The 21,585-nt window shown below is 57.1% G+C and carries 19 protein-coding genes; 9 read left to right on the forward strand and 10 right to left on the reverse strand.

Translation table 11 applies throughout. The annotated features are described in order from the left end of the window. Positions 1-5: 5 nt before the first annotated feature. Positions 6-1,133 (reverse strand): BMP family ABC transporter substrate-binding protein, encoded by a 1,128-nt coding sequence (locus N7578_RS02440; protein ID WP_311108719.1) that lies wholly within the window; start codon positions 1,131-1,133, stop codon positions 6-8. Between the two features lie 324 nt (positions 1,134-1,457). On the opposite strand from N7578_RS02440, the gene N7578_RS02445 reads away from it, so the two are divergent. After that, positions 1,458-2,138: a GntR family transcriptional regulator gene (locus N7578_RS02445; protein ID WP_311108720.1), complete on the forward strand. Its 681-nt coding sequence runs from the start codon at positions 1,458-1,460 to the stop codon at positions 2,136-2,138. Between the two features lie 37 nt (positions 2,139-2,175). Here N7578_RS02445 and N7578_RS02450 read toward each other — a convergent pair whose 3' ends face one another. Further along, on the reverse strand, positions 2,176-4,053 hold the full coding sequence (locus tag N7578_RS02450; RefSeq protein ID WP_311108721.1) for an ABC transporter ATP-binding protein/permease: 1,878 nt from the start codon (positions 4,051-4,053) through the stop codon (positions 2,176-2,178). A 449-nt stretch (positions 4,054-4,502) separates the two neighbouring features. Here N7578_RS02450 and N7578_RS02455 point away from each other — a divergent pair, with 449 nt between their 5' ends. The 5 genes from N7578_RS02455 (at position 4,503) to N7578_RS02475 (ending at position 9,960) form a co-directional block, all read left to right on the forward strand. Continuing rightward, complete coding sequence (locus N7578_RS02455; protein WP_422646685.1) at positions 4,503-5,363, forward strand: N-formylglutamate amidohydrolase; 861 nt, start codon at positions 4,503-4,505, stop codon at positions 5,361-5,363. Continuing rightward, complete coding sequence (locus N7578_RS02460) at positions 5,363-7,246, forward strand: flavohemoglobin expression-modulating QEGLA motif protein (RefSeq protein WP_311108723.1); 1,884 nt, start codon at positions 5,363-5,365, stop codon at positions 7,244-7,246. The genes N7578_RS02455 and N7578_RS02460 overlap by 1 nt, the downstream gene beginning before the upstream one ends. Then, on the forward strand, positions 7,247-8,293 hold the full coding sequence (locus N7578_RS02465; protein WP_311108724.1) for a glutathione synthase: 1,047 nt from the start codon (positions 7,247-7,249) through the stop codon (positions 8,291-8,293). It begins immediately after the preceding gene. Between the two features lie 84 nt (positions 8,294-8,377). After that, positions 8,378-8,674, forward strand: coding sequence for a PRC-barrel domain-containing protein (locus N7578_RS02470; protein ID WP_311108725.1), 297 nt, complete (start codon positions 8,378-8,380; stop codon positions 8,672-8,674). A 59-nt stretch (positions 8,675-8,733) separates the two neighbouring features. Next, complete coding sequence (locus N7578_RS02475) at positions 8,734-9,960, forward strand: FAD-dependent oxidoreductase (RefSeq protein ID WP_311108726.1); 1,227 nt, start codon at positions 8,734-8,736, stop codon at positions 9,958-9,960. Between the two features lie 40 nt (positions 9,961-10,000). Here N7578_RS02475 and N7578_RS02480 read toward each other — a convergent pair whose 3' ends face one another. Further along, a complete protein-coding gene (locus N7578_RS02480) occupies positions 10,001-11,080 on the reverse strand; it encodes a DNA topoisomerase IB (RefSeq protein WP_311108727.1) in 1,080 nt (359 codons plus the stop codon). Between the two features lie 289 nt (positions 11,081-11,369). Here N7578_RS02480 and N7578_RS02485 point away from each other — a divergent pair, with 289 nt between their 5' ends. Genes N7578_RS02485 through N7578_RS02495 form a run of 3 tightly spaced genes read left to right on the forward strand, consistent with a single transcriptional unit; the run spans position 11,370 to position 14,303 of the window. Continuing rightward, on the forward strand, positions 11,370-12,824 hold the full coding sequence (locus tag N7578_RS02485; protein WP_311108728.1) for a CHASE3 domain-containing protein: 1,455 nt from the start codon (positions 11,370-11,372) through the stop codon (positions 12,822-12,824). Then, a complete protein-coding gene (locus tag N7578_RS02490) occupies positions 12,821-13,258 on the forward strand; it encodes a response regulator (RefSeq protein ID WP_311108729.1) in 438 nt (145 codons plus the stop codon). Before N7578_RS02485 ends, N7578_RS02490 begins: the two co-directional genes overlap by 4 nt. A 4-nt stretch (positions 13,259-13,262) precedes the next feature. Continuing rightward, on the forward strand, positions 13,263-14,303 hold the full coding sequence (locus N7578_RS02495) for a histidine kinase dimerization/phosphoacceptor domain -containing protein (RefSeq protein ID WP_311108730.1): 1,041 nt from the start codon (positions 13,263-13,265) through the stop codon (positions 14,301-14,303). 37 nt (positions 14,304-14,340) lie between these two features. On the opposite strand, the gene N7578_RS02500 is transcribed toward N7578_RS02495, so the two are convergent. From N7578_RS02500 to N7578_RS02530, 7 genes are all read right to left on the reverse strand, one after another. After that, entirely contained in the window at positions 14,341-15,180 is an 840-nt protein-coding gene (locus N7578_RS02500; RefSeq protein WP_311108731.1) for a MurR/RpiR family transcriptional regulator, read from the reverse strand. 101 nt (positions 15,181-15,281) lie between these two features. Further along, on the reverse strand, positions 15,282-15,959 hold the full coding sequence (locus tag N7578_RS02505; RefSeq protein WP_311108732.1) for an aspartate/glutamate racemase family protein: 678 nt from the start codon (positions 15,957-15,959) through the stop codon (positions 15,282-15,284). 78 nt (positions 15,960-16,037) lie between these two features. After that, complete coding sequence (locus N7578_RS02510; protein WP_422646657.1) at positions 16,038-17,003, reverse strand: ABC transporter ATP-binding protein; 966 nt, start codon at positions 17,001-17,003, stop codon at positions 16,038-16,040. 2 nt (positions 17,004-17,005) lie between these two features. Beyond that, positions 17,006-18,067, reverse strand: coding sequence for an ABC transporter ATP-binding protein (locus N7578_RS02515; RefSeq protein ID WP_311108734.1), 1,062 nt, complete (start codon positions 18,065-18,067; stop codon positions 17,006-17,008). Next, complete coding sequence (locus N7578_RS02520; RefSeq protein WP_311108735.1) at positions 18,064-18,954, reverse strand: ABC transporter permease; 891 nt, start codon at positions 18,952-18,954, stop codon at positions 18,064-18,066. The genes N7578_RS02515 and N7578_RS02520 overlap by 4 nt, the downstream gene beginning before the upstream one ends. 2 nt (positions 18,955-18,956) lie before the next feature. Continuing rightward, complete coding sequence (locus N7578_RS02525; RefSeq protein ID WP_311108736.1) at positions 18,957-19,910, reverse strand: ABC transporter permease; 954 nt, start codon at positions 19,908-19,910, stop codon at positions 18,957-18,959. Positions 19,911-19,986: 76 nt separating this feature from the next. Next, positions 19,987-21,555, reverse strand: a complete 1,569-nt coding sequence (locus N7578_RS02530) for an ABC transporter substrate-binding protein (protein ID WP_311110031.1) — start codon at positions 21,553-21,555, stop codon at positions 19,987-19,989. Between the last annotated feature and the right edge of the window lie 30 nt (positions 21,556-21,585).

Genomic DNA, 21,585 nt, shown 5'->3' on the forward strand with positions numbered 1-21,585 from the left:
TGATGTCAGGATGTGGAGCCAACAACGCCTTCGACGAGATAAGCCATGCTCTCAAGGTCGACAGCATCCTCGGCATAGGCCTTGTCAGCCGCAATGACCGTATTTCCCTTGTTGTCCTTCAGCGGACCCTTGAACACGGAGAGCTTGCCGGTCATGGCCTCGGCCAGAGTTGCATCGAATTTCGTGCGGGCTTCCTGAGACACGCCCGGTCCGAGGGGGCTCATCTTGACGAAGCCGTCCTTCAGGCCGCCGCGGACAAAGTTCCCGAGCTTTTCACCCGCCTGCGCCTTCTTGATGAAGTCCGTATAGATTTTGCCCCATGCCCATTCGGCGCCGGTCAGGTATTTCTCCGGGGCAAGTGGGCTCTGGTTGGCGTGATAACCGCAGACGAAAGCACCGCGCCCGGCAGCCGTTTCGACGACCACCTTAGGACTGTCGACATGGCAGGTGACGACATCGACACCCTGATCGACCAGGGCGTTAGTCGCTTCGGCCTCCTTGATCGCGAGTGACCATTCGCCGGTGAAGATCACCTGGCACGTGATGGTCGGATCAACGGAGCGGGCGCCGAGAAGGAAGGCGTTGACGTTCTGCAACACCTGCGGGATGGGCTTGGCGGCAACGAAGCCGATTTTTTTGCTCTTTGTCGCATAGCCTGCGGCGACACCGTTCAGATATTGGCCCTGGTGGATATAACCGAAATACGAGCCGGTGTTCGCCGGGTGCTTGCCCTCCTGCCACAGGCCGCCGCAATGGCGGAACTGCGTGTCGGGGTATTTCGCGGCCATGGCCAGCATATGGGGATCGAAATAGCCGAAGGACGTCGGGAAGACGAGCGTGGCGCCGTCGAGATTGATCATCGACTCCATCGTCTTTTGTACGTCGACCGTCTCGGGAACGTTTTCTTCCTCGACAAGCGTCACGCCCGGCAGCGCCTTGATGGCTGCGGCACCCTCGGCGTGGGCCTGATTATAACCATAATCGTCCTTGGGTCCTACATAGATAAAGCCAACCGTAAGGTCGGCCTGTGCCCATGCGGGGGAAGATATGAAACCGGGTGCTGCGCTGGCCGCGAGGCCAGCGGCGGAGGCCTGCAGAAAATTGCGTCGGGTAATCGAAAGCAGTTTGGTCATCTTCATGCTCCCTCGGGGGCTGTAGCCCCATCGTTATTGGACATGAAAGTGTATGCAATGCGCGTGCCACATTTTATCACTATGTTTTTATTGTATTTTTCTTTGTCATTTTTTCTGCGTGACAAAAGTGTATGCAGTTTTTGAAGGTTACGTCTATTTTCTAGCCATTGCATTTATGAAGGCGGAGTGTGGCCGCCGGGATCGATGTTCTGCGAAGGGAATCGTTGAATTAAACGTATAAATTCAATATTTTATATGTTTTGTTGACTTGATGTGGAATGACGGGCATGTGTATGCAATGTATATTATGTTCTCGAGAGTATCGTGACACAGGCCAGACAACGAAAGGTCGTCCGTACTGGAACGACGGTGGAGCAGATGGTCCGCGCCATCGCCGATATGATTGTGACCGGAGCCATGCTGCCGGGTGAGAAACTCGACGAGCTTTCGCTTGCCGCCCGTTTTGAAGTGTCTCGAACCCCGGTGAGAGAGGCATTGCGTGAGCTTGGCGCAATGGGTCTTGTTGGCAGAGAGCCCAATCGCAGCGCGGTTGTCACCGAGGTCACCGAAGCCCACCTTCATTCCATGTTCGAAGCGATGGCGGAACTGGAAGGAATCTGCGCGAAGTTGTCGGCGGTTCGCATGACGGTGGACGAACGGCGCGGGCTCGATGTTGAACACCGGGCGTCGGTGCGACTTGTCCATTCCGGTTCGTCGGAAGATTACGCTGCCTACAATACCGAATTCCACAACCGGCTCTATTGCGGAGCCCATAATGATCATCTTCGCGAGTTGGCGATACAAACAAGGGCGAGATTGGCGCCGTTTCGTCGTGCGCAGTTCAGGCTTTCAGGTCGGCTCTCCAAGTCATATGAAGAGCACGACCGGATCGTCACCGCGATCCTTCGTGCCGATCCTGTGGCGGCCGGTCAGGCCGCCTTCGATCACGTTTCGATCGTCAGTAATGCAAGTACGGTGTTTGCTGCCCCAAATGCCCGACAATAAAGCCCGCCATGAGGATCCAGGTTTATCGGGACACGTCCTAGAGGCGTAAACGTGGACGCCGCACCAGACGCCTGAGTACGTTACGTTTTTTATGAGACCGGATGAGGTCTATATCGCTGACGAGTTTTGCGCCACCCTCGCGTCGCTCAAGCGTGATCTTTCTGCTGTGAAAGGCCTCAAGCTCTGCCCGGTGTGCCACACTCAGAATTGTGGCATCCGGTAATTCGTCGATGAGACGTTCCATGATCCTGTCCTGGCTCTTGTCGTCAAGTGCCGAGGTTGCCTCATCAAGTACCACGATGTCGGGCTTGTGCAACAGGAGACGCGCGAATGCAAGCCGCTGTTTCTCTCCACCTGACAGGGTCTGGTCCCATGGCGCTTCTTCTTCCATTTTTCCGGTCAGATGGCCAAGTCCGACCTTTTCAAGAGCTGTCTTCACCTCCTCCGGTGACCAGTCGTCCGCTGCACCCGGATAGGTGACGGCGCGGCCGAGTGTGCCGAGCGGGATGTAGGGTCGTTGCGGCAGCATGAACAGGCGTTTGTCTGGATGCAGATCGACGCTTCCGTCGCCCCATGGCCAAAGGCCTGCAATGGTCCTTACAAGCGTGCTTTTTCCCGACCCGGATTCACCAGAGACCAAGACCCGCTCGCCTTGTCCTATCTCTACCCGCGTTTCTGTCAGTACAGCTGTGCCGTCATTCAACGATACCGAAAGATCGTTCAGGCTGAGGATCGTGTCACCGTCTACTTCGCCGTGTTTGACGCGGCCGACCGCATCGCTTTTTTCCGTTTGCTCGAGCCCGTCGAGTGACACCATGAGAGAGGCGACGCGCCGCGCACAGGCATTCCAGTCGGCAAGACGGGGATAGTTGTCTACGAGCCAGCCAAAAGCGCCCTGAACGATGGCGAAGGCAGATGCTGCCTGCATCACCTGCCCCAGAGACATGCTGCCATCAAGAAATTTTGGAGCGCAGAGCAAAAGCGGGACGACCGGCGCCAGGAGACTGGAAATCTGCGATACCAGCGTTGTGCGCATATATTGTCTCGCCAGCCTTGCCCATTGGTGCAAGGCGGCCGAAAACGTCTTGTTGAGGTCATTGCGTTCTTCCTCTTCACCGCCAAGCAAGGCAATGCTTTCGCCGTTCTCTCGCACACGTGTCAGAGTGTAGCGAAATTCTGCTTCCGCCTGGTTCTTGAGTTCGGAGATGCGGACGAAATTCCGGCCGATCACCACCATCGACGTTGAGGTGATAGTTGCATACAGCAGCGCGGTGATGACGAGGAAGCCGGGAATGGTGAATGTCGTTCCACCTGTGGTGATGGTGAGCGATCCGCCGATCGTCCAGAGCACGACGATAAAGGTCGACGCGGACAGGAACGCAGACGTAACACCGGCAACAAAGTCGACGGGCGCTTCCGTTGCGATCCGCAGATCTTCCGAGATGCGTGCTTCCGGGTTTTTGTGATCTCCACCGATCAGGTTCAACTGATAATAGCGGCCGTTTGCAAGCCAGCGCGCTATGAGATCGGTCGTCAGCCAGGAGCGCCAGCGACGTTGTATCATCATGCGAAAGAAGACCTGGATCACGACGAGCGACATGCTGCCAATCACCAGAGGAAGAAATATCGCGCTGAGGAAGTAGACGGTACCGGCGTCCCGCTGCTCTATCGCGTCGAAGAGATTGCGGTTCCAGATATTGATGCCGTACTGGAAAACGACGTTGGTGCAGAGCAGCGCCACCAAGGCAATTGATAACGGCCAGGCGAGCCTTGGTCCGCGGCGGCTCCAGAACCCGCGCGCAGTTTTCCAGAACCGCGATAGCAGATATTTTCTGCGCGCCCGTTCGGCTTCCTCGGGTGTTAGCTCGGGTTCTGAAAGGGTGTCTTTCGGTGTTGGCGCGGCCTCAGTTTTCATTGTTGCGATCCGCCTTTGATGTACGAGCCTCGATTGCTAACCTGCTCAGATCGTGACCCGGTGGCATTGGCAACGGAAACGCGCTCAACCGTCCATTGAGTGCCAGGAACCTCGCCATCCCCTATATCAACCTTGCCGTCCGCAGTTCATGGCGCGCATGCATTTCAGAATGAATATCTAACGCTTGCTCCCGCACGTCGTTCCATGAGCACTCGTGACACGGGAAATTTCGCTTTTGCACACCTGTATGCCTGTCTGGAGGCATACGGCCCAGATTGATACTTCGAGATACCTTTATGATGTGGGCAAATCGACAGGCCGGCGGCTCATCGGGTGGCTTAACCGCCGGAAATCATGAGAGGCTGCGTAACAAAATCGGCTTTCGTGCGTTTGTAGTCGACATGGCTAACAACAGCACGGGAGAGATGCGAATGGCGCGTGGCGCATACATGGAGAAGGCTCGCTACGCAGCGTTTGTCAGCGATGGTGGCACGTTCGAGAAAACGCTGATTTCTCCCCCGGTTGAAGCGCGTGCCCTATGGAGTATCGGACGTGGGCAGTCGCCAATCGTTGCGACAGCCATCCATGAAGGGCACGCCATCAGGGACGATCTTCTCGACCTCTACGCAATCGACCACGATGAGCGCCTTCGAGAAGAAGATCCTTATACGGAATTCACCATGCGCGATGTGCCCAACCGCATCGTGTTCCATCGTTCGCGCTTCGAAGTGGACATCAATCGTGCGCGCGATGGTGCAGTCTACCTGACGCCAGAGCAGGCGTGGGGTCTGAGGGTGTGGACAGATGCGCTCTCACATGAGCAGGTCGACACGTCTCTGCAAGTGCATGATGCCTATTACGACATGCTGCGCAACGTTCTGCGCGGTATCGAGCGCGAGCATGGGCATTTCGTTCTGCTCGACATCCACAGCTATAATCACCGCCGAGATGGGCCGGACGCCGCACCCACACCAGAGGCGCAGGCACCGGACATCAACATCGGCACCTTTTCCATGGACCGGGCGCGCTGGGCACCGATCATCGATACCCTTATCGACCATTTCCGCTCGTTCGACATCGACGGTCGCCGGCTTGATGTGCGGGAGAACGTCGCCTTTCAGGGGAAGGGGGAACAGACGCGATTTATCCATGAACATTTTCCCCTGACCGGCTGCGCGATTGCCATCGAGTTCAAGAAGTTCTTCATGGACGAGTGGACGGGCGAGCCTGACATGCATGTGCTTTCCCAACTCAGGAACATTGTCGCGACGGCAGTTCCCGTCCTTGAAAAAGCACTGATGGACCGCTGATGAAGCAGGCTCCACTCGAAAAGCCGCACGACGACGACTGGCTGGAAGACATCGTTGCCTATCTTTCAACCGGTAAATCGATCCGACGAGATCTGCCGGGAGGCGGTCGCCTGCATATAGACCGGCCGCTCCCCTTCCTCTGTGTGCATATCGCCGAAGACGGCGGGGAGCCGGTTGCCCGCGACATTGCTCGTGCCAATGCCTCCTATCTGATCGCGCCTCACGCCGCTCCAGCAATGGTTGTTATAGAGGCCATCTCTGCCGTTCTGCGTCAGCGTTTCGGCGCTTTTGTTCTGTTCGACATAGGTGAGTTGACGCAGGACAGGTTCCTGACAGACGACGCGCCTTTTCTGCCGCCGTTCGAAATTGCCCTTTGGGCGAGCGGTGACATGGCGGATTCAGCGGAAATCTTCACCAAAGTCATCAGTGACAGCGAAGCAAAATTTCGAACGCCACGCGTGAAGCGGACTGAAACCCCACCGCTAAGGGAAGACAAGGTTCTGGGGCGGGATCTGCACTGTTCCACACTGGCTGTCAGATTTGCCCCGGTCTATCGCCAGCCTGGCAGCGCTGAGATTTATCCCGAACTGCGTGAACAGCTTGTCTCGTTGCTGTTTGACGCTGGCTTGCGGGCGATCTCCCGTTTCCTCGAAGGTCAGAAGATCCTCAAGCCCAAAACGCACAGGGCGCTGGGTCGAAAGACATTCGTTGATACGGTAACACGCGTCGACCGCAGCATAGACGAGGTTGCTTCGACCTTTGATTTTCTGTTGGCCGTGACGCCAATCAACTCTGAGGCCGCGTTTCAGGCGTTCAAGTCAGATGGGCGGCAACCGACCTTTCTTTATCGTCCTCTCGCGTTTCAGGTCGAGGCAACCAAACGAAAGCTTTTTTCGATTTCCTTCGATCACCTCGAAGACCCTGTGCTTTATCAGCTCTATCGAGAGAAGCAGCGCGAGCTCGACATTCAGCTTTCTCTTCTGTCGTCCCGTCAGAAACCACAGTTCGTCGAATTTGGACGCGCGCTCTACGGTCCCGTCGAACCATCGCTTCTCGATGAGGCGAAAACCATTCTGGCACATTCGAGCAATGTGTCGAATGACGATGACGATGATGCTCCGGAAGACAGGATTGCAGACTGTTTTCACGTCGAGCGGCGAGCCAGGACGATGATTGCGGCGTACCGCCGTCAACTGAACGAATTCGAAGTCGCGGTGGAACTGCGTGACGACCTGCCATCCGGCCTGATGGTGTCCGGTCATCGCCTGCTGATTGCCCGCTCCACGCTCATGGATAAACGCCGTGTCGAACCCCTGCTGGCACATGAGATCGGCGTGCATCTCCTGACCTATTTCAACGGATCGGTGCAAGGCCTGCGGCTGTTCCGGTCCGGCCTGGCTGGCTACGAGGGCATGCAGGAGGGGCTGGCTGTCTTTGCCGAATACCTGGCAGGAGGCATGACGACGGCACGCCTCAGGCTGATTGCAGGGAGGGTCGTCGGATGTGCGGCCATGCTCGATGGCGCAACATTCTTCGAAACATATTCCCTGCTGGTGGATGACCATGATTTCACGCCGCGGGCGGCATTCAACTTGGCGCTTAGACTCTACCGCGGCGGCGGGCTCGCCAAAGACGCGATCTATCTGCGCGGACTGCTAGCATTGTTGGGTCATCTTCGGTCTGGAGGAGCGCTCGAACCGTTTTGGATGGGTAAGATCGCTGCTTCACATTTCGAGGTGATGCAGGAACTCGCGGATCGGGGGCTGCTGCGGTTGCCATCTGTGCGTCCGCTGTTCCTGGAAACGGATGAAGGGAGAGCCCGCCTGGCACGTGCCAAAAATGGATTACGCCCGATAGAAATGATTCAACGGCAGGAGACTTGAATGCGGATTGCTTTTTTCGTGAACTCGATCGCGGATGAAACGGATTTTTACACGACGACGTCATTGGCGCTCGCTGCGATCGCGCGTGGTCATGACGTCTGTTATCTGACGCCCGGTGATTTCGTCTTGCGGCCTGACGACAGCCTCATGGTCCGTGTGACCCTTGCCAAAGGCGGGAAGGTGAAAAAAGCCGACGCCTTCGTTTCTGCCCTGCAGCACAAGGACGCCGAGATACAGACCATACCGGTCGAAGACATCGATGTTCTGTTCTTGCGCAATGATCCATCGCTGGATGCTGACGAGCGGCCCTGGGCGGCACAGGCGGGTATCATTTTCGGTCGTCTTGCCGCGGAACGTGGCGTTCTAACGGTCAATGATCCCGATGGATTGGCCAGTGCGCAGAACAAACTTTATTTTCAGGGCTTTCCGGAGGCCGTTCGTCCGACGACGCTCATCTCCAAAAGCATTGAGGAAATCCGGGCCTTTATCGACAAGCAGAAGCAGGGCGCGATCCTGAAACCGCTTCAGGGTTCAGGCGGCAAGAATGTCTTCAAGATCAACTCGAGCAAGGAAGCCAATCTCAACCAGATTTTTGAGGCCGTGAGTGGAGAGGGGTACCTGATCGCGCAGGGCTATCTTCCCGATGCGACGGCCGGCGATATTCGCCTTTTTCTGATGAATGGTCGCCCGCTTCAACGCGATGGCGCTTATGCCGCCTTTCGCCGCGTTCCCGCCAAGGGCGAAGTGCGTTCCAACATGCATGTTGCTGGCACCGCTGCTGCGGTGGAGATCACGCCCAAGATACTTGCCGTCGCCGAGATGGTGCGCCCCAAACTGGTTCAGGACGGCATGTTTCTCGTCGGTCTGGATATCGTAGGGGACAAGATACTCGAGATCAACGTTTTCACACCCGGTGGGCTGCCGAACATAGCGGAACTGCATGGCGTCGATCTGTCTGTCGATGTGATCGCCTCCCTCGAACAAAAGGTGGAGATGCGGAAAAACTATGGTGGGCAAATTTCCAACAGGGCTTTGGCGACACTCTAGGTGCTGGGAAAGCTTGAGGAAAGCAGGGAACGGAAAGCGGCTGGTCGAGTTACCTTGATGTAGCCAAAACGAGGAGTGTTGAAAATGGATCATACCAATCATGTACGTCTCACCGAACGAGAACTGACGCCTTCTGTGCTGGAAGGTGCCACCGTTTACGGAGCAGACGATCACAAGGTCGGTAAGGTAGACCACGTTCACGGTGCGGGAAGTGCCAGTACAGCAATCATCGATGTCGGCGGTTTTCTGGGAATTGGCGCCAAGCCGGTGGCGGTGCCTTTGACGGATCTGGACTTCATGCGGGATGAATCGGGTGATGTCCATGCTCGGACGACATGGACGAAGGATCAGCTCAAGCAAATGCCCGAGCATCGTCACTGATGATTGCGAGAGCCCGGCCTAACGGTCGGGTTTCTTTTTGGAGTGCGCGCGGAGGGGACATGTCCAGATCACACCTGACAAAAGAACGCGACCTTAGAGAATCTCGTCCGGTCTGGCTGGATAGCCCACGCATCTCCGTTCGCACGAAAAACAGGGCGTCATTCCAGAAATACGATGTCATCATCATTGGAGCGGGCATCAGTGGCGCGCTTGTTGCGCACGCTGTCGCACAATCGGGTAGGTCGGTGCTGATCGTCGACAAAGGCGATCCTGTCCGAGGCAGCAGCATCGCTTCGACAGCGATGATACAGCATGAGATAGATGTGCCGCTTCATCAATTACAAAGGACGATCGGAAAAGCCGACGCCAACCGGGTGTGGCGGAGATCGGCGCAGGCCGTTTTGCGTCTTGAGGACATTGTCAAATCTATGGACATTCCTTGCGGCATGCATCGCAAGAAAGCGCTCTATCTGGCAGGTAATGACTATGGCTCACGTGCTCTCAAAGTCGAGGCAGAGGCCAGAATAGAGGCGGGTGTCGACGCGCAGTATCTCGATGCACGACAGTTGCGCGAACGGTTCAATATCGAACGGACGGGCGCAATTCTCAGTAATATTTCTGCGTCCGCCAATCCCGGGCAACTGACCGCCGGCATTCTGCGACACCTTGCGAGACACAAGGTGGAGATCGTCTCCGGCGTCGAAATCACCGATATGAAGGGCTTTTCTGACGAGGTTGTCCTGGCCACCGGCAGCGGCAAGCTCCTCGTCGCCAATCATGCCGTCTTTTGTACGGGTTATGAGTTTCTCAAGGTGCTTGAGAGCAAGCGGCACGAAATCATTTCGACGTGGGCGCTGGCGAGTGGCGTTGACGTACGTCTTCCCGGTTGGCTACGCGACCACATCGTATGGGAGGCGTCCGACCCATATCTCTATTTGCGAATGGATCAATCCGGTCGGCTGATCGCCGGTGGGGAGGACGAGCACGATCCTGTCGCGTTCCAGGATAGCAAGCGGCTCCAGGCCAAGACCGATTCCATTCGGGTCAAACTTCTCGAGCTTCTCGGAAGCGATATCGGTCAACCAGCGTACCGGTGGGCTGCAGCCTTCGGCTCGACAACAACCGGCCTTCCGCTGATCGGGAAAGTCCCGGGGGAAACAAATGTCTATTCCGTGATGGGGTTCGGCGGGAACGGTATCACCTTCAGCCAGATTGCTGCCGACATCGTCGCGGCCTCGATCAATGGTGTTCGGGATCCGGATAGCCACCTCTTCGATATCGTCTGAGAAGACGTTATCATTTTTTGGTTTGCTGCTCCTGAGACATTCAATGGCTTTCAAGCCATCGCATGACGCGAATTTCGTCGGCCTCCATCCAACGATTTAGTCGCACGCTTCGGCTTGGTCGGATTTTAAGCAGAGAGCGGAGATCTCCATCCGCGAACGCATCGATAATCTTCGGGTGGATGTAGGAGTTCCGGCATACGGCGCGGGTGTTTACAAGCGTGCTCGCGACGTTATCGATGACGGAATTGATCATGCGCTTGCATTCCGTCGAACTCTGACACGGTTCAAGCTGTGCGAGTTGGATTGCTGCCATTCTTGACGCACCCCAGGTTCGAAACTGCCGTGAGCTGAAATTGCCACCGCATGCGGACCGGATATAGTCGTTGACGTCCTGGGACCTTACCGGGTGGCGTTGTCCATCTTCATCAAGGTATTGGAAAAGCTGCTGGCCCGGCAATTCCTGAAGCGTCCGTATGGCGTTTGTTATACGCCTGTCGTGGTGGCTGAGACGCCATTCCTTGCCCGATTTTCCCTTGAAGTTGAAGTGGACCGTCGAGCCGTCGATTTTGACATGGCGATTTCTTAACGTTGTCAGACCGAAAGACCCGTTTTCCTTTGCGTAGGTCGCATTGCCAACCCGGATGAAAAGTTTGTCCAGCAGCCAGACCACCGTCGCCAGGGCTTTTTCGGGGCCGGGTTTGCGCAAGCGAAGATCAGAATCCACCCTCTCGCGAATATCCGGTAACGCGGCTGCGAATTCGACCAGCTGAGAAAACTTGGTGTTGCCGCGCCCTTCGGACCAATCCGGATGATATCTGTATTGCTTTCGTCCTTTGGCGTCACGCCCGGTTGCCTGGAGATGGGATCGGGGGTCGGGCGATATGATGACGTCGACATAGGCAGGCGGAATGCCCAGGCTGGCAATCCTGTCCAGAACCGGCTTTTGCGTCACGCGGCGGCCAGCTTCGTCGTAATAAAGAAAACCGTTCTTTCCCTGCCTGCGCGAGATGCCTGTCTCAAGGCTGGAAACATAGACAAGATCGGCAAAAGCACCATCTTCGCCAGACGTGTGGTCTGTAGGGGATTTGATCTCGTTGATGTGGGTGACGATATGGTCCATTTGCCGCAGAACTCGAGATGATGGTTTTGGTTCCAGATCGTTGGTCGCTGTGGACGGAGATGGAGAGAACCTTAGCGGCGCGATGATCCCGGCATGTCTGCGGACTGGCAATGTTTTTTCTACGATAACTGTGCGCAACGCTCGGTCTTGGAAATGGTTCCCGCCAAAAACAGAAAGAAATCATTCGCTTCGGTGGCGGGCATGCTCTAGTTTGCGCACTCATTAGCTGCCTGCCGGGAATGTTGTTACTGTGATTAATTTTTCGCCGTTTGCTCAGCGAAGTCTGTTGATGCTTGCTGTGGGTGTCGCAATCCTGACCGGTATGGTCGCCATGTCGCTGTGGCTGGTACAGGTCAATAACCGGTATTCTCAGGAGACCGCCGAGTTTAGACGTGTCCGTGCGGCAATTCTCGATACTCTGACATCCATGCAAGACATCGAAACGGGGCAGAGAGGCTATCTGCTGACCAACAATGTCGATTATCTGGTGCCTTATGAGGAGGCCCTGAGCCGCCTGCCGCAGCGTCAGGCCAGGCTTTTCGATCTTTTGAAAGACCAGCCGCAATACGGGCAGGATCTCGCCAGTCTCGAGGCGGCCATCAATGACAAGCTGAAAGAAACCCGCGAAACGATTGATCTTCAGAAGACCGGACGTATTACAGAGGCGGTCGCCATCGTTCGTGACAACGATGGCAAGCGCTTCATGAATGACATTCGTGTTATTCTCGGGAAGTTTCAGGCCGATACCGATGAACGGCTGCGGGTGATTGTTCGCGATCAGCTGGATGCTGCCAATACGCTTCGTTGGGTAACGGTGGGCGGCGCATTTGCGATCCTGCTGGTGGTTGGCGGATCGATCTTTCTGGTCTTTACCTATATTCGCGCCCTGAACAGGTCGCGGGAGGATGTCTACGAGCTCAATCGCAGTCTGGAAGAGCGCGTAGAGGAGAGAACGCGTGACCTTCGCCGCGCCAATCAGGAAATCCAGCGTTTCGCCTATATCGTCACTCACGATCTGCGTGCGCCGCTCGTCAATATCATGGGGTTCCTGTCCGAGTTCGATACCTCACTGAAACCGGTCAGTGCCTACGTGCTTGCCGATGGTAAACCGCTCGCCGAGGATGTCGTCCGAGAGGCCAGGTTGGCAATCGAGGAGGAACTGCCCGAGGCCATCGGGTTCATCCGCTCTTCGACCCGCAAGATGGATCAGTTGATCAACGCGATCCTGAAGATATCCCGTGACGGGCAGCGAAAGCTGCAACCCGAGAAGATCGATATAGAGACGTTGCTGTCGTCGCTATCAGAAACGGTTCGTCATCAGATCACTGCCAACGGCGGGGAGATCAATGTCGAAACACCGAAGCTGACGGTTGTAACCGACCGTATCTCGCTCGATCAGATCCTTGGCAACCTCCTCGACAATGCCGTGAAATACCAGGCGAAGGAGCGACCGCTGCGACTGACTGCGCGCGCCTATCCTGCCGGGCGGGGCGCCATCTGCATCGAGGTGAGCGATAATGGTCGCGGCATCGGTGAACAGGATCTTGAGCGGGTGTTCGAGCTCTTCCGGCGCGCCGGTAATCAGGATCAGCCCGGCGAAGGTATCGGGCTTGCGCATGTTCGTTCGCTAATCAGAAATTTAGGAGGTGACATTAGGGTGGCTTCTGAGCTCGGCAAGGGGAGTACATTTACCTTGCTGTTGCCGAGCGACCTTAGAAAAGTGACGAAAGAAGGCGAAAAATGAAGGCTACAGGTCAAGAAGTCACGATTGTTATGATCGAGGACGACGAAGGTCATGCGCGTCTGATTGAAAAAAATGTGCGCCGTGCAGGCGTGAACAACGAGATCGTGCCATTCGCGCTTGGCGAAAAGGCTCTCGACTATATCCTTGGCGAAAGCCGGGACGGCCTTGTCAGCAAGGACCGCTATCTTCTCGTTCTACTTGATCTCAATCTTCCCGACATGTCCGGTATTCGTATTCTTGAGCAGATCAAGAGCAATGAACATACGCGCCGGCTACCTGTCGTCGTGCTGACGACAACGGATGACGAGACCGAGATCCAGAAATGCTATGACCTCGGCGCGAACGTCTATATCACGAAGCCTGTCGATTACGACGGCTTTGCCAGTGCAATCAAGAATCTGGGGCTGTTTTTCTCCGTGATTCAGATACCGTGAAGGCATGACCATTTTGCGCGTTCTATATGTCGATGACGATCCGGCTCTCGTGCGGCTTTCCAGCCGCGTTCTGGGACGTCACGGCATGGACGTCGTGCATGCCGCTTCCGTGGCTGCGGGGCTCGAAATCTTCGAGAGCGAGACTTTCGATGTCGTTGTGCTCGATCATTACTTCCAGACGACGACCGGAATGGAGTTTCTCGCTGCAAGCCGGTCGATGACTGCCCGCGCGCCTGTCCTTTATGTGACGGGCTCTAATGAGGCGCAGATCGCTATCGATGCGATAAAAGCCGGAGCTGCCGATTACGTGATAAAGAATGTGGGGGATGATTTTTTCCCGCTTCTGGTCACTGCCATAAATCAGGCTCTGGAAAATCATCGGTTGCGGCAGACCAAGGAAGAAGCCGACCGTTTGCTTGTGAAGGCCAAGGAACACGCGGAAATGATGGTCAAGGAGATGAACCATCGTGTCGCCAACAGTCTGTCCCTCGTATCGGCCATGATCCGTTTGCAGATCAACACCCTCAAGTCAGAGGAAGCCGAGACGGCACTGCTGGAAACGCAGAGCAGAATAGCCGCGATTGCCGGCGTTCACCGCAGCCTCTACAGCACCGACAATATCGGTCTTGTCTCGCTTAACGCATACCTGAGTTCCATCATCAGCGATCTGTTCCAGGCCGTTCCCGGATCTTCCGCGATCACGGTCGAAACCTCGCTCTGCGATGTCAGCCTCAAGGCAGACCACGCCGTTGCGCTTGGCGTCATCATCACCGAGTTGCTGACCAATGCGTTGAAATATGCTTATCCCGATCAGGCTGGAACGGTTCGCGTTCAGCTATCGGCAGAGGACAGAAAATATGTCCTGATTGTTGAAGACGACGGGATTGGATCCAAAGCCGGTGCGTCCCCGCGGGGAACAGGCCTCGGCACGAAGCTGATCATGGCCATGGCGCAGAACATCAATGCGCGTGTCGAGCAGACACATACCCATCCGGAACAGAGCAAGGGAACACGTTACACAATGACGTGGAATGAAGAGCACTGACGCCCAAAACGTCGAACCGTGAAAAAAGCAGGTCTGCTCAAAGTTCTTCCAGTCCCTCGTTCAGCGTCTCTATTCGTCTGAGGCGCCTGCTTCCGGCCGTCCCCGCCTTCTCGAAGCAGCGTGTGATCAGCACATGGCAGAGCGCCATGACCGCCGTGTGATTGAACAACGGGCCGGGAGCGAGCGTCTGGCACTGGAAATGCCAGGTGGCGCCGCTATCGAAAGGCGCACCCTCATCGGTCACGTAGAGCAGCCGCGCGTTCGATTTCTTGATCTGATCGAGAATGGCATCCATCTGGGCAATGCGGCGGCGCATTGCGAAGAACACCACCATATCGGTTTCCTGTATGCTGGCGAGATGTTCTCCCAGCGTCTGACCAGGGCCGGGTATGGCAACGATGTTTTCGATGACCTGGGTCAACTGCCACTGAAGATAGACCGCAAACGGCTGACTGCTACGGAATCCGATGACCCAAACTTTGCGCGCCTGCAGCATGCATTCGGCAGCAGTTTCGATCTGTCTGTCCGAGATTGAAAGGAAGGTTGCTTCGATATTCGCGATGCCCTGAGCTGCATGCGCTTTGACCGACTGCATGGTTGACGTATCGGCGGAGCGTTCCAGAAACAGGCGGGAGCCGGTCTGTTTCTCGGCACGTGCATGACGGCGGGCCTCCTCGTAGTTCTCGTAACCAAGCCGCTGGATAAACCGGGTAACGGTGGCCTTCGACACATGCGCCAGCGCTGCAAGTTCCTGGGCGGAATAGCTCGCAAGCTCGCCGGGAAAATCGCAGACAAATTCCCCGATCCGCTTTTCTGCGGGGTGGAGATCCGGCAGGGCTTCCCTGACGCGAAACAGGAACGATTTTTCCTTAGGCACGGGATGCTCCGCCGAAATATCACTACGGCATCTTTCAGCCGCTCGTTTATGGCTTGCAACAGAAAAAGCGACGGGTTGCAAGGTCTGCCTCCGGCTCTCCTTTACCCTCGGGCGACGGATATGTCGCTTTCGGTTTCCAGTGTCCGGACCAGCCACTCTACGGCTGAGCGGATCGGGGCTATGATCGGCGCGGATAGGACGCGTTGAAGGTCATCGGCAGCTTGCCCGAGCGGTCCACCGCCGATGATGACAACCTCGGCGCCGTCCTGCTCGAAGCATTCCCGAGCTGCGATCTCCAGTGCGGTAAGAAGGGATTTTGGATCTGAAGCAAGTCGCAACGGATCTCCCGTCGTCAAGCGTGTTCCGGTAAACAGCGACGCCAGGCCAAAGGTCTTTGCTTTCGCCGCAAAGCTTCCCACAAGATCCGGCGTTACCGTCGCGATCCCAAAATGCCGTCCGCCGGCGGAGGCCTCCAGCATGCTTGCCTGACAGATGCCAATTGAGGGGATGCCGGATACCGCCGCAAGCTGCTCCAGTCCCGGATCGCCGAAAGCGCAGACGATCAGGCCGTCGCTCTGGCCAGCCAGCTCCAGCCCCATCTCCACGACACCATCGGCCGCAGCGGCCAGCTCGACATCGTTGAGGATCATGGGTACGCCACGCACCGCCGTCCGTCCCTCGATCACAAAACCGTCGGGCAGATAGCCACTGGCGATAGTTGTCATCATCTGTGTTGTGGCCTTTGAGGTGTTCGGGTTGATCAGTCCTATGCGTTTCATGATTTTCGGGGCGTCAAGTCGATGCACCCGCCTTGTCTGTCTGGTTGCAAGGGTCAAAAACCTCTTATTAAAGCGCTTTCAATTCGCCGCTAGGCACGCGACACCCGCTCCGTTGGAAAGTGGTACGAGCGGCGGTATCGTTGTGCGGCAGATATCGGTAACCTGCGTGCATCGCGGTGCGAAAGCGCAGCCGGGCGGCATGGCTGCCAGATCGGGTGGCGCGCCGGGGATGGTGATCAGCCGGTCGCGTCCTTCGGCCAGCTCGACGCGTGCGCCGAGCAGGCCTCGGGTGTAGGGATGACGCGGATTACGGATGATATCGCCAACCGATCCCTCTTCCACGATGCGACCCGCATACATCACCGCGATACGGTCTGCCACCTCGGCCGCGACGCCGATATCATGGGTGACGAAGATAACCGATAGCCCGTATTCTCTCTGCAATTCACGGATGAGCAGCAATATCTGAATCTGGACTGTGGCATCGAGTGCCGTCGTTGGTTCATCGGCCAGCAAAACCTTGGGATTGCAGGCAAGCGCCATGGCGATCATGGCGCGCTGGAGCATGCCGCCCGACATTTCGTGCGGATAATTGGCAAGGCGCCGCTCTGGCGACGGAATGCGAACTTTCTGGAAGAGTGCAAGGGCCCGTTCGGCCGCGACCGAGCGGGACACCTTTTCGTGCCGCATGATGGTTTCCTCGATTTGGCTGCCAACCGTGTAGACTGGATCGAGTGCCAGACGTGGTTCCTGAAACACCATGGAGACGACAGCGCCTCTAAGATCGGAAAGGACGCGATTGGAAAGCTCCATCACATCGCGGCCATCGACCGACATGTCTCCCTCGATCAGAGTTCCCTTGGGATGGAGCCGCAGCAAGGATCGCATCGTCACGCTCTTGCCAGAGCCGGATTCGCCAAGCAGTGCGACTACCTCGCCCGGCTTCACGGACAGGCTCACGCCGTTGACGGCCTTTATCGCCTTGCCACCGCGCCTAAACGTCACCGAGAGATCGCGGATATCAATCATCGCGTCGTTCTGCATTGTCATGCCTCCATCACTGCTGGCGCGCGGCTGTGGCCGGAGCCGGGCGTCGCCATCAGGCAGGCTGCTGCCTGATCGCTCGAAATATCGGTCAATGGCGGTATCGTGCGCTGACAGACATCCTCCGCGAAACTGCAGCGTGTGTGGAACCGGCATCCGGAAGGCGGATCGATCGGGTTGGGCGGATCGCCCGTCAACGGCGGCTCTTCGGTTCGCTCGGCGGGGTCCATCTTCGGCATGGACGCCAGCAATGCAGCCGAATAGGGATGGCTCGTGTTACCGTAAATGGCTTCACGGCTGCCCACCTCAGCCACCTTGCCGAGATACATGACCATCACCCTGTCGCACATGAAGCGAACAACGTTCAGATCGTGCGAGATGAACAAATAGGTCAGTCCGAAATCACGCTTGAGGTCCAGAAGCAGGTTCAGGACCTGTGCCTCCACTGACTTGTCGAGAGCCGAGACCGCTTCGTCCAGAATGACAAGACGGGGTTCGAGTGCCAGTGCACGGGCAATATTGACGCGCTGACGCTGGCCTCCGGACAGTTCATGAGGATAGCGTCCGGCAAAACGCGACGGCTCAAGACCTACGCGGTGCAGCAGGTCATGCGCCGTTGCAATCGCCTTTGCGGCTGGTGTCCCGTGAACCTGCGGAGCGAAAGCGATGGATTCCTCGATCGTCAGTCGCGGATTGAGGGAGGCGTAGCTATCCTGAAAGACCATCTGGACCTGACGGCGATAGGCCGAAAGCGGTAGGGTACCTCCAACTGTTTCGCCATCGAACAGGACTTCCCCCTGATCCGGCGCGATCAATTGCATGAGAAGCCGGGCCGTCGTGGACTTGCCGCAGCCGCTTTCCCCGACCACGCCGAGTGTCTCGCCCTTGAGAATATCGAAGTCCACGCCATCTACGGCGCGTACCACCTTTTTCGGCTTGAGGAAGCCGCTACCCTTGACGGGAAAGTGCTTGAGAAGACCGCGAACGGAAATCAACGGCTGGGCGGGGCCACCCCTTTCACCCACGGGCACTTCGAAAGCCGGTTTTCCAACGATGCTGATCATGACTTCACGTCCATGGCTGAGCGCAGCCCGTCTGAGAAAAGGTTGAAGCAGATCGAGGTGATGAAGATCATCACGCCGGGAAGTGCCGCGACGAAGGGATTGGTGTAGATGGCGGTGCGCAGCGTGTTCAGCATCAGCCCCCATTCGGCATCCGGCGGGCGCACGCCAAGCCCGAGAAAAGAAAGGCCAGATGCGAGGATCATCGAAACCGAAATCAGGCTTGTGGCGAAGACAAAGATCGGTCCCAGCACGTTTCCAAGAATGTGAACACGGATGATGGTGAAGGCGGGAGCGCCGGATGCGCGGGCGGCATCGACGTAATCCAGCTTGCGCACCTGCGTTGTCACGCTTTCGGCAACGCGGGCGATCTGCGGAATGAACACGACCGTCAAAGACACGAGCGCATTGGTGATTCCCGAACCGAGCGCACCTGACAGTGCGACGGCGAGCAACACCGACGGAAAGGCATAAAACACATCGACCGTTCGCATGATGAGCGTATTGGTCAGTCCCCCGGCATAACCGGCAACGATGCCGATCGCCGAACCGATCACGAATGCAATCGGAACAGGCACGACGCCCATGATCAGTGACAGCCTTGCGCCATGGATCAGACGCGAGAGCATGTCGCGGCCCAGTTCATCGGTGCCGAGAATGTAACCTTCCGTTCCAATCGGTTTCAGACGGCGGATCACGCTACCCTTGGCTGGATCGTAGGGTGCCAGATAAGGAGCGAAGATGGCGATCAGAACCAGAAGAACAAGAATTGCCAGCGCCGTCATCGCGACCGGATCGCGACAGAGGCGACTGAGAACGCCGCTCCAGAAGCCGGGCGATTTTGCGATTTTCTCGGCGGAAATGTCAGATGCTGCGGTAATGGCGACCATTGTCAGCTCCTCTGGATGCGGGGATCGATGGCGCTTTGCAACACGTCGACCATGAGATTGAGGACGACGAAAAACATTGCCAGCACGAGGATGGTCCCTTGCAGGATCGGTAGATCGCGGGTGAAGATCGCGCCGTTGAGCAGGAAGCCGGTGCCAGGCCAGGAAAACACCGTCTCGATCAGGATCGATCCACCAAGAAGATATCCGAGTTGCAGCCCCATGACCGAGAGTGCGGTGGGCGCGGCATTGCGCACCACATGGCGCAGGATACGCCCCCGCATCAGTCCCTTGGCCGCGAGCGCCTGAGTGAAATCCTGTGCGAGGATGTCCGCCACGAGCGAGCGGATCGTACGGGCGATGATGCCCATCGGAATGACCGACATGGTGATTGCCGGCAATACAAGGTACTGAAGATAGTCCCAGCTGAAGCTTCGGCCGGATGAGCCGCCGGGCCCGCCCCCCATCGCCGGTAACCAGCCCAGCGTCACGGAGAAGGTGATGACCAGCACCATGCCGAGCCAGTAGTGCGGCACACTGACACCGAGCATGGATATGCCCGACGACAGGCGATCAACCCAGCCGCCGCGAAAGACGCCAGCCAGAAAGCCGAGTGTCGCTCCGCCTATGAAGCCGATAACCGCTGCCGTGACGGCGAGGATGATCGAGTTGATCGACGCATCGATGATGTCGGCAAGCACCGGTCGGCCAGTGGCGATTGAGGTGCCGAGATCGCCTTGCAGCGCATGCCATGCCCAAAGCGCATATTGCACAGGCAAAGGCCGGTCCAGACCGTAAAATGTGCGCATCTGCGCCTGCATCTCGGCGGAGGCGTCCGAGGGCAGGATCGCGGCAAGCGGATCGCCGGGTGCAATGTGGATCAGCATGAAGCAGACGATGCTCACGCCGATGGTGACCGGAATGACATGCAACAGTCGTTTTAATGCGTAGAGCAGCATGATGTCCTCGTGAGGGTCAGATCAGGCATCGGAAATGGCAGGGCGAGTTCGTTTTCCGCCCTGCCGCTGTGCAGGATCACGGATCCATCGAGATCGTCGAGAAATCCTGGAACCAGTTCTGTGCCTGTACGAAACCCTTGACCTTGGTGGACATCGCACGAGGATTGACGTCGTGCGTCACCATGAGGAACAGCGCGTCATCGACATATTTCTCGTGGATTTTCTGGAGCACCTTGTCCTGCTCTGCCGCATCGAATGTGGTGCGCACCTGATTGAACAGGGCATCCATATCCGGATCGCAGTAGTAACCCCAGTTGGTGCCGTTCGGTGGCGCCAGATTGCACTGCGACTGGCGGATCAAGGCCGTGAAGGGATCCTGGATGAAGTAGCTGTAGTTGACGGCCGTGGCACCCTTCGCGCTCGCATCCTTGGCGCCAGCGCGCCAGATGTTGATGACCGTGTTCCAGTCGGCGACTTCATATTCGACATTGATGCCGATTTCCGAGAGGGTCTGCTGGATATATTCGTTCATGGCAAGCGGCAACATCTGGCCGGAACCGGAGGAAGATATGACAACCTTCGTGGTGATGGGCTTATCCGGGCCGTAGCCGGCTTCTGCCATAAGCTTCTTGGCTTCCTCCACGTTGTATTCCAGCTTGAAGGTCGGCTTGCCGAACCATTGATGGCCGGGTGGCAGGTAACCCTGGGCCGGAACCGACAGGCCACCGAGCAATTCGTTGAGGCCCTCGCGGTCGACAGCGAGGTTTGCGGCCTTGCGAACGCGGACGTCATTCCATGGAGATCCTTCGACGCGCGACAGGTGCCAGGTCCAGTTGTGCGGATAGGAATTCGTGACGATGTTGAAATCGGCATCTTTCAGCGATTTGACCGAGTCCGGTGCCGGAGCCTCGATCCAGTCGACCTGCCCGGAGCGTAATGCGGCGACGCGGGTGTTCGGCTCGGGAAGCGGGACAAGCACGAGCTTGTCGAGTTTTGGCACGCGTGCCTTGTCCCAATAGTCCATGTTGGGTGTCAGTTCAGCGCGCTCGCGTGGCGTGAAGCCGCTTTCCATCTTCCATGGTCCCGTGCCCGACGGTTTCTGGGCAACAGCATCCCAGTTCTTGCCCTGAGCTTCCCAGTTCGCCGGCGAGGACATGAGAACCCAGCTCAACTGATAGGGCAGCGTCGCGTCAGGCGTCTTGGTGACGATTTCGACGGTCTGCGGATCGATGACCTTGTAGGAGGCGACGGCCGGAATGCGTGACTTGCCCTGTGCCGATTGACGCTTGTCGAATTGCGGCGCATCGGTCACCAGTAGCTTGTCGAGGTTCCAGACGACTGCTGCAGCGTCGAATGTGCTGCCATCGTGAAACTTCACGCCCTCGCGCAGCTTGAATGTCCATTTTGTCTTGTCAGCGGGATCGACCTCCCAGGAGGTCGCAAGTGCCGGGATCAGTGCGGACGGCTTTTCAGCGCTTGAAAGGTCCCACTCGATGAGGGCGTTGTAGAGCGTGTACCCCATGAAGCGCTGGCCTTCGCCACCCTGGTCGGTCTGTCCGGTGGTGAGCGGTATGTCGGAGGCGGTCATGCCAATACGAAGTGTCCCAGCTGCCAGTGTTTCGCCTGTGCTGATGGCCAGAAACATCAATGCAGCGGAGCTTAGAAGCCTTGCAGA

This window comes from Agrobacterium tumefaciens (assembly GCF_031801495.1).
In the GTDB taxonomy this organism is placed as follows: Bacteria; Pseudomonadota; Alphaproteobacteria; order Rhizobiales; family Rhizobiaceae; genus Agrobacterium; species Agrobacterium tumefaciens_K.

Coding starts and splice junctions, on each gene's coding strand:
- N7578_RS02440 (WP_311108719.1), bottom strand. CDS start 1,133: ATGACCAAACTGCTTTCGATTACCCGACGCAATTTTCTGCAGGCCTCC.
- N7578_RS02450 (WP_311108721.1), bottom strand. CDS start 4,053: ATGAAAACTGAGGCCGCGCCAACACCGAAAGACACCCTTTCAGAACCC.
- N7578_RS02455 (WP_422646685.1), top strand. CDS start 4,503: ATGGAGAAGGCTCGCTACGCAGCGTTTGTCAGCGATGGTGGCACGTTC.
- N7578_RS02460 (WP_311108723.1), top strand. CDS start 5,363: ATGAAGCAGGCTCCACTCGAAAAGCCGCACGACGACGACTGGCTGGAA.
- N7578_RS02465 (WP_311108724.1), top strand. CDS start 7,247: ATGCGGATTGCTTTTTTCGTGAACTCGATCGCGGATGAAACGGATTTT.
- N7578_RS02470 (WP_311108725.1), top strand. CDS start 8,378: ATGGATCATACCAATCATGTACGTCTCACCGAACGAGAACTGACGCCT.
- N7578_RS02475 (WP_311108726.1), top strand. CDS start 8,734: ATGTCCAGATCACACCTGACAAAAGAACGCGACCTTAGAGAATCTCGT.
- N7578_RS02480 (WP_311108727.1), bottom strand. CDS start 11,080: ATGGACCATATCGTCACCCACATCAACGAGATCAAATCCCCTACAGAC.
- N7578_RS02485 (WP_311108728.1), top strand. CDS start 11,370: ATGCTTGCTGTGGGTGTCGCAATCCTGACCGGTATGGTCGCCATGTCG.
- N7578_RS02490 (WP_311108729.1), top strand. CDS start 12,821: ATGAAGGCTACAGGTCAAGAAGTCACGATTGTTATGATCGAGGACGAC.
- N7578_RS02495 (WP_311108730.1), top strand. CDS start 13,263: ATGACCATTTTGCGCGTTCTATATGTCGATGACGATCCGGCTCTCGTG.
- N7578_RS02505 (WP_311108732.1), bottom strand. CDS start 15,959: ATGAAACGCATAGGACTGATCAACCCGAACACCTCAAAGGCCACAACA.
- N7578_RS02510 (WP_422646657.1), bottom strand. CDS start 17,003: ATGCAGAACGACGCGATGATTGATATCCGCGATCTCTCGGTGACGTTT.
- N7578_RS02515 (WP_311108734.1), bottom strand. CDS start 18,067: ATGATCAGCATCGTTGGAAAACCGGCTTTCGAAGTGCCCGTGGGTGAA.
- N7578_RS02520 (WP_311108735.1), bottom strand. CDS start 18,954: ATGGTCGCCATTACCGCAGCATCTGACATTTCCGCCGAGAAAATCGCA.
- N7578_RS02525 (WP_311108736.1), bottom strand. CDS start 19,910: ATGCTGCTCTACGCATTAAAACGACTGTTGCATGTCATTCCGGTCACC.
- N7578_RS02530 (WP_311110031.1), bottom strand. CDS start 21,555: ATGTTTCTGGCCATCAGCACAGGCGAAACACTGGCAGCTGGGACACTT.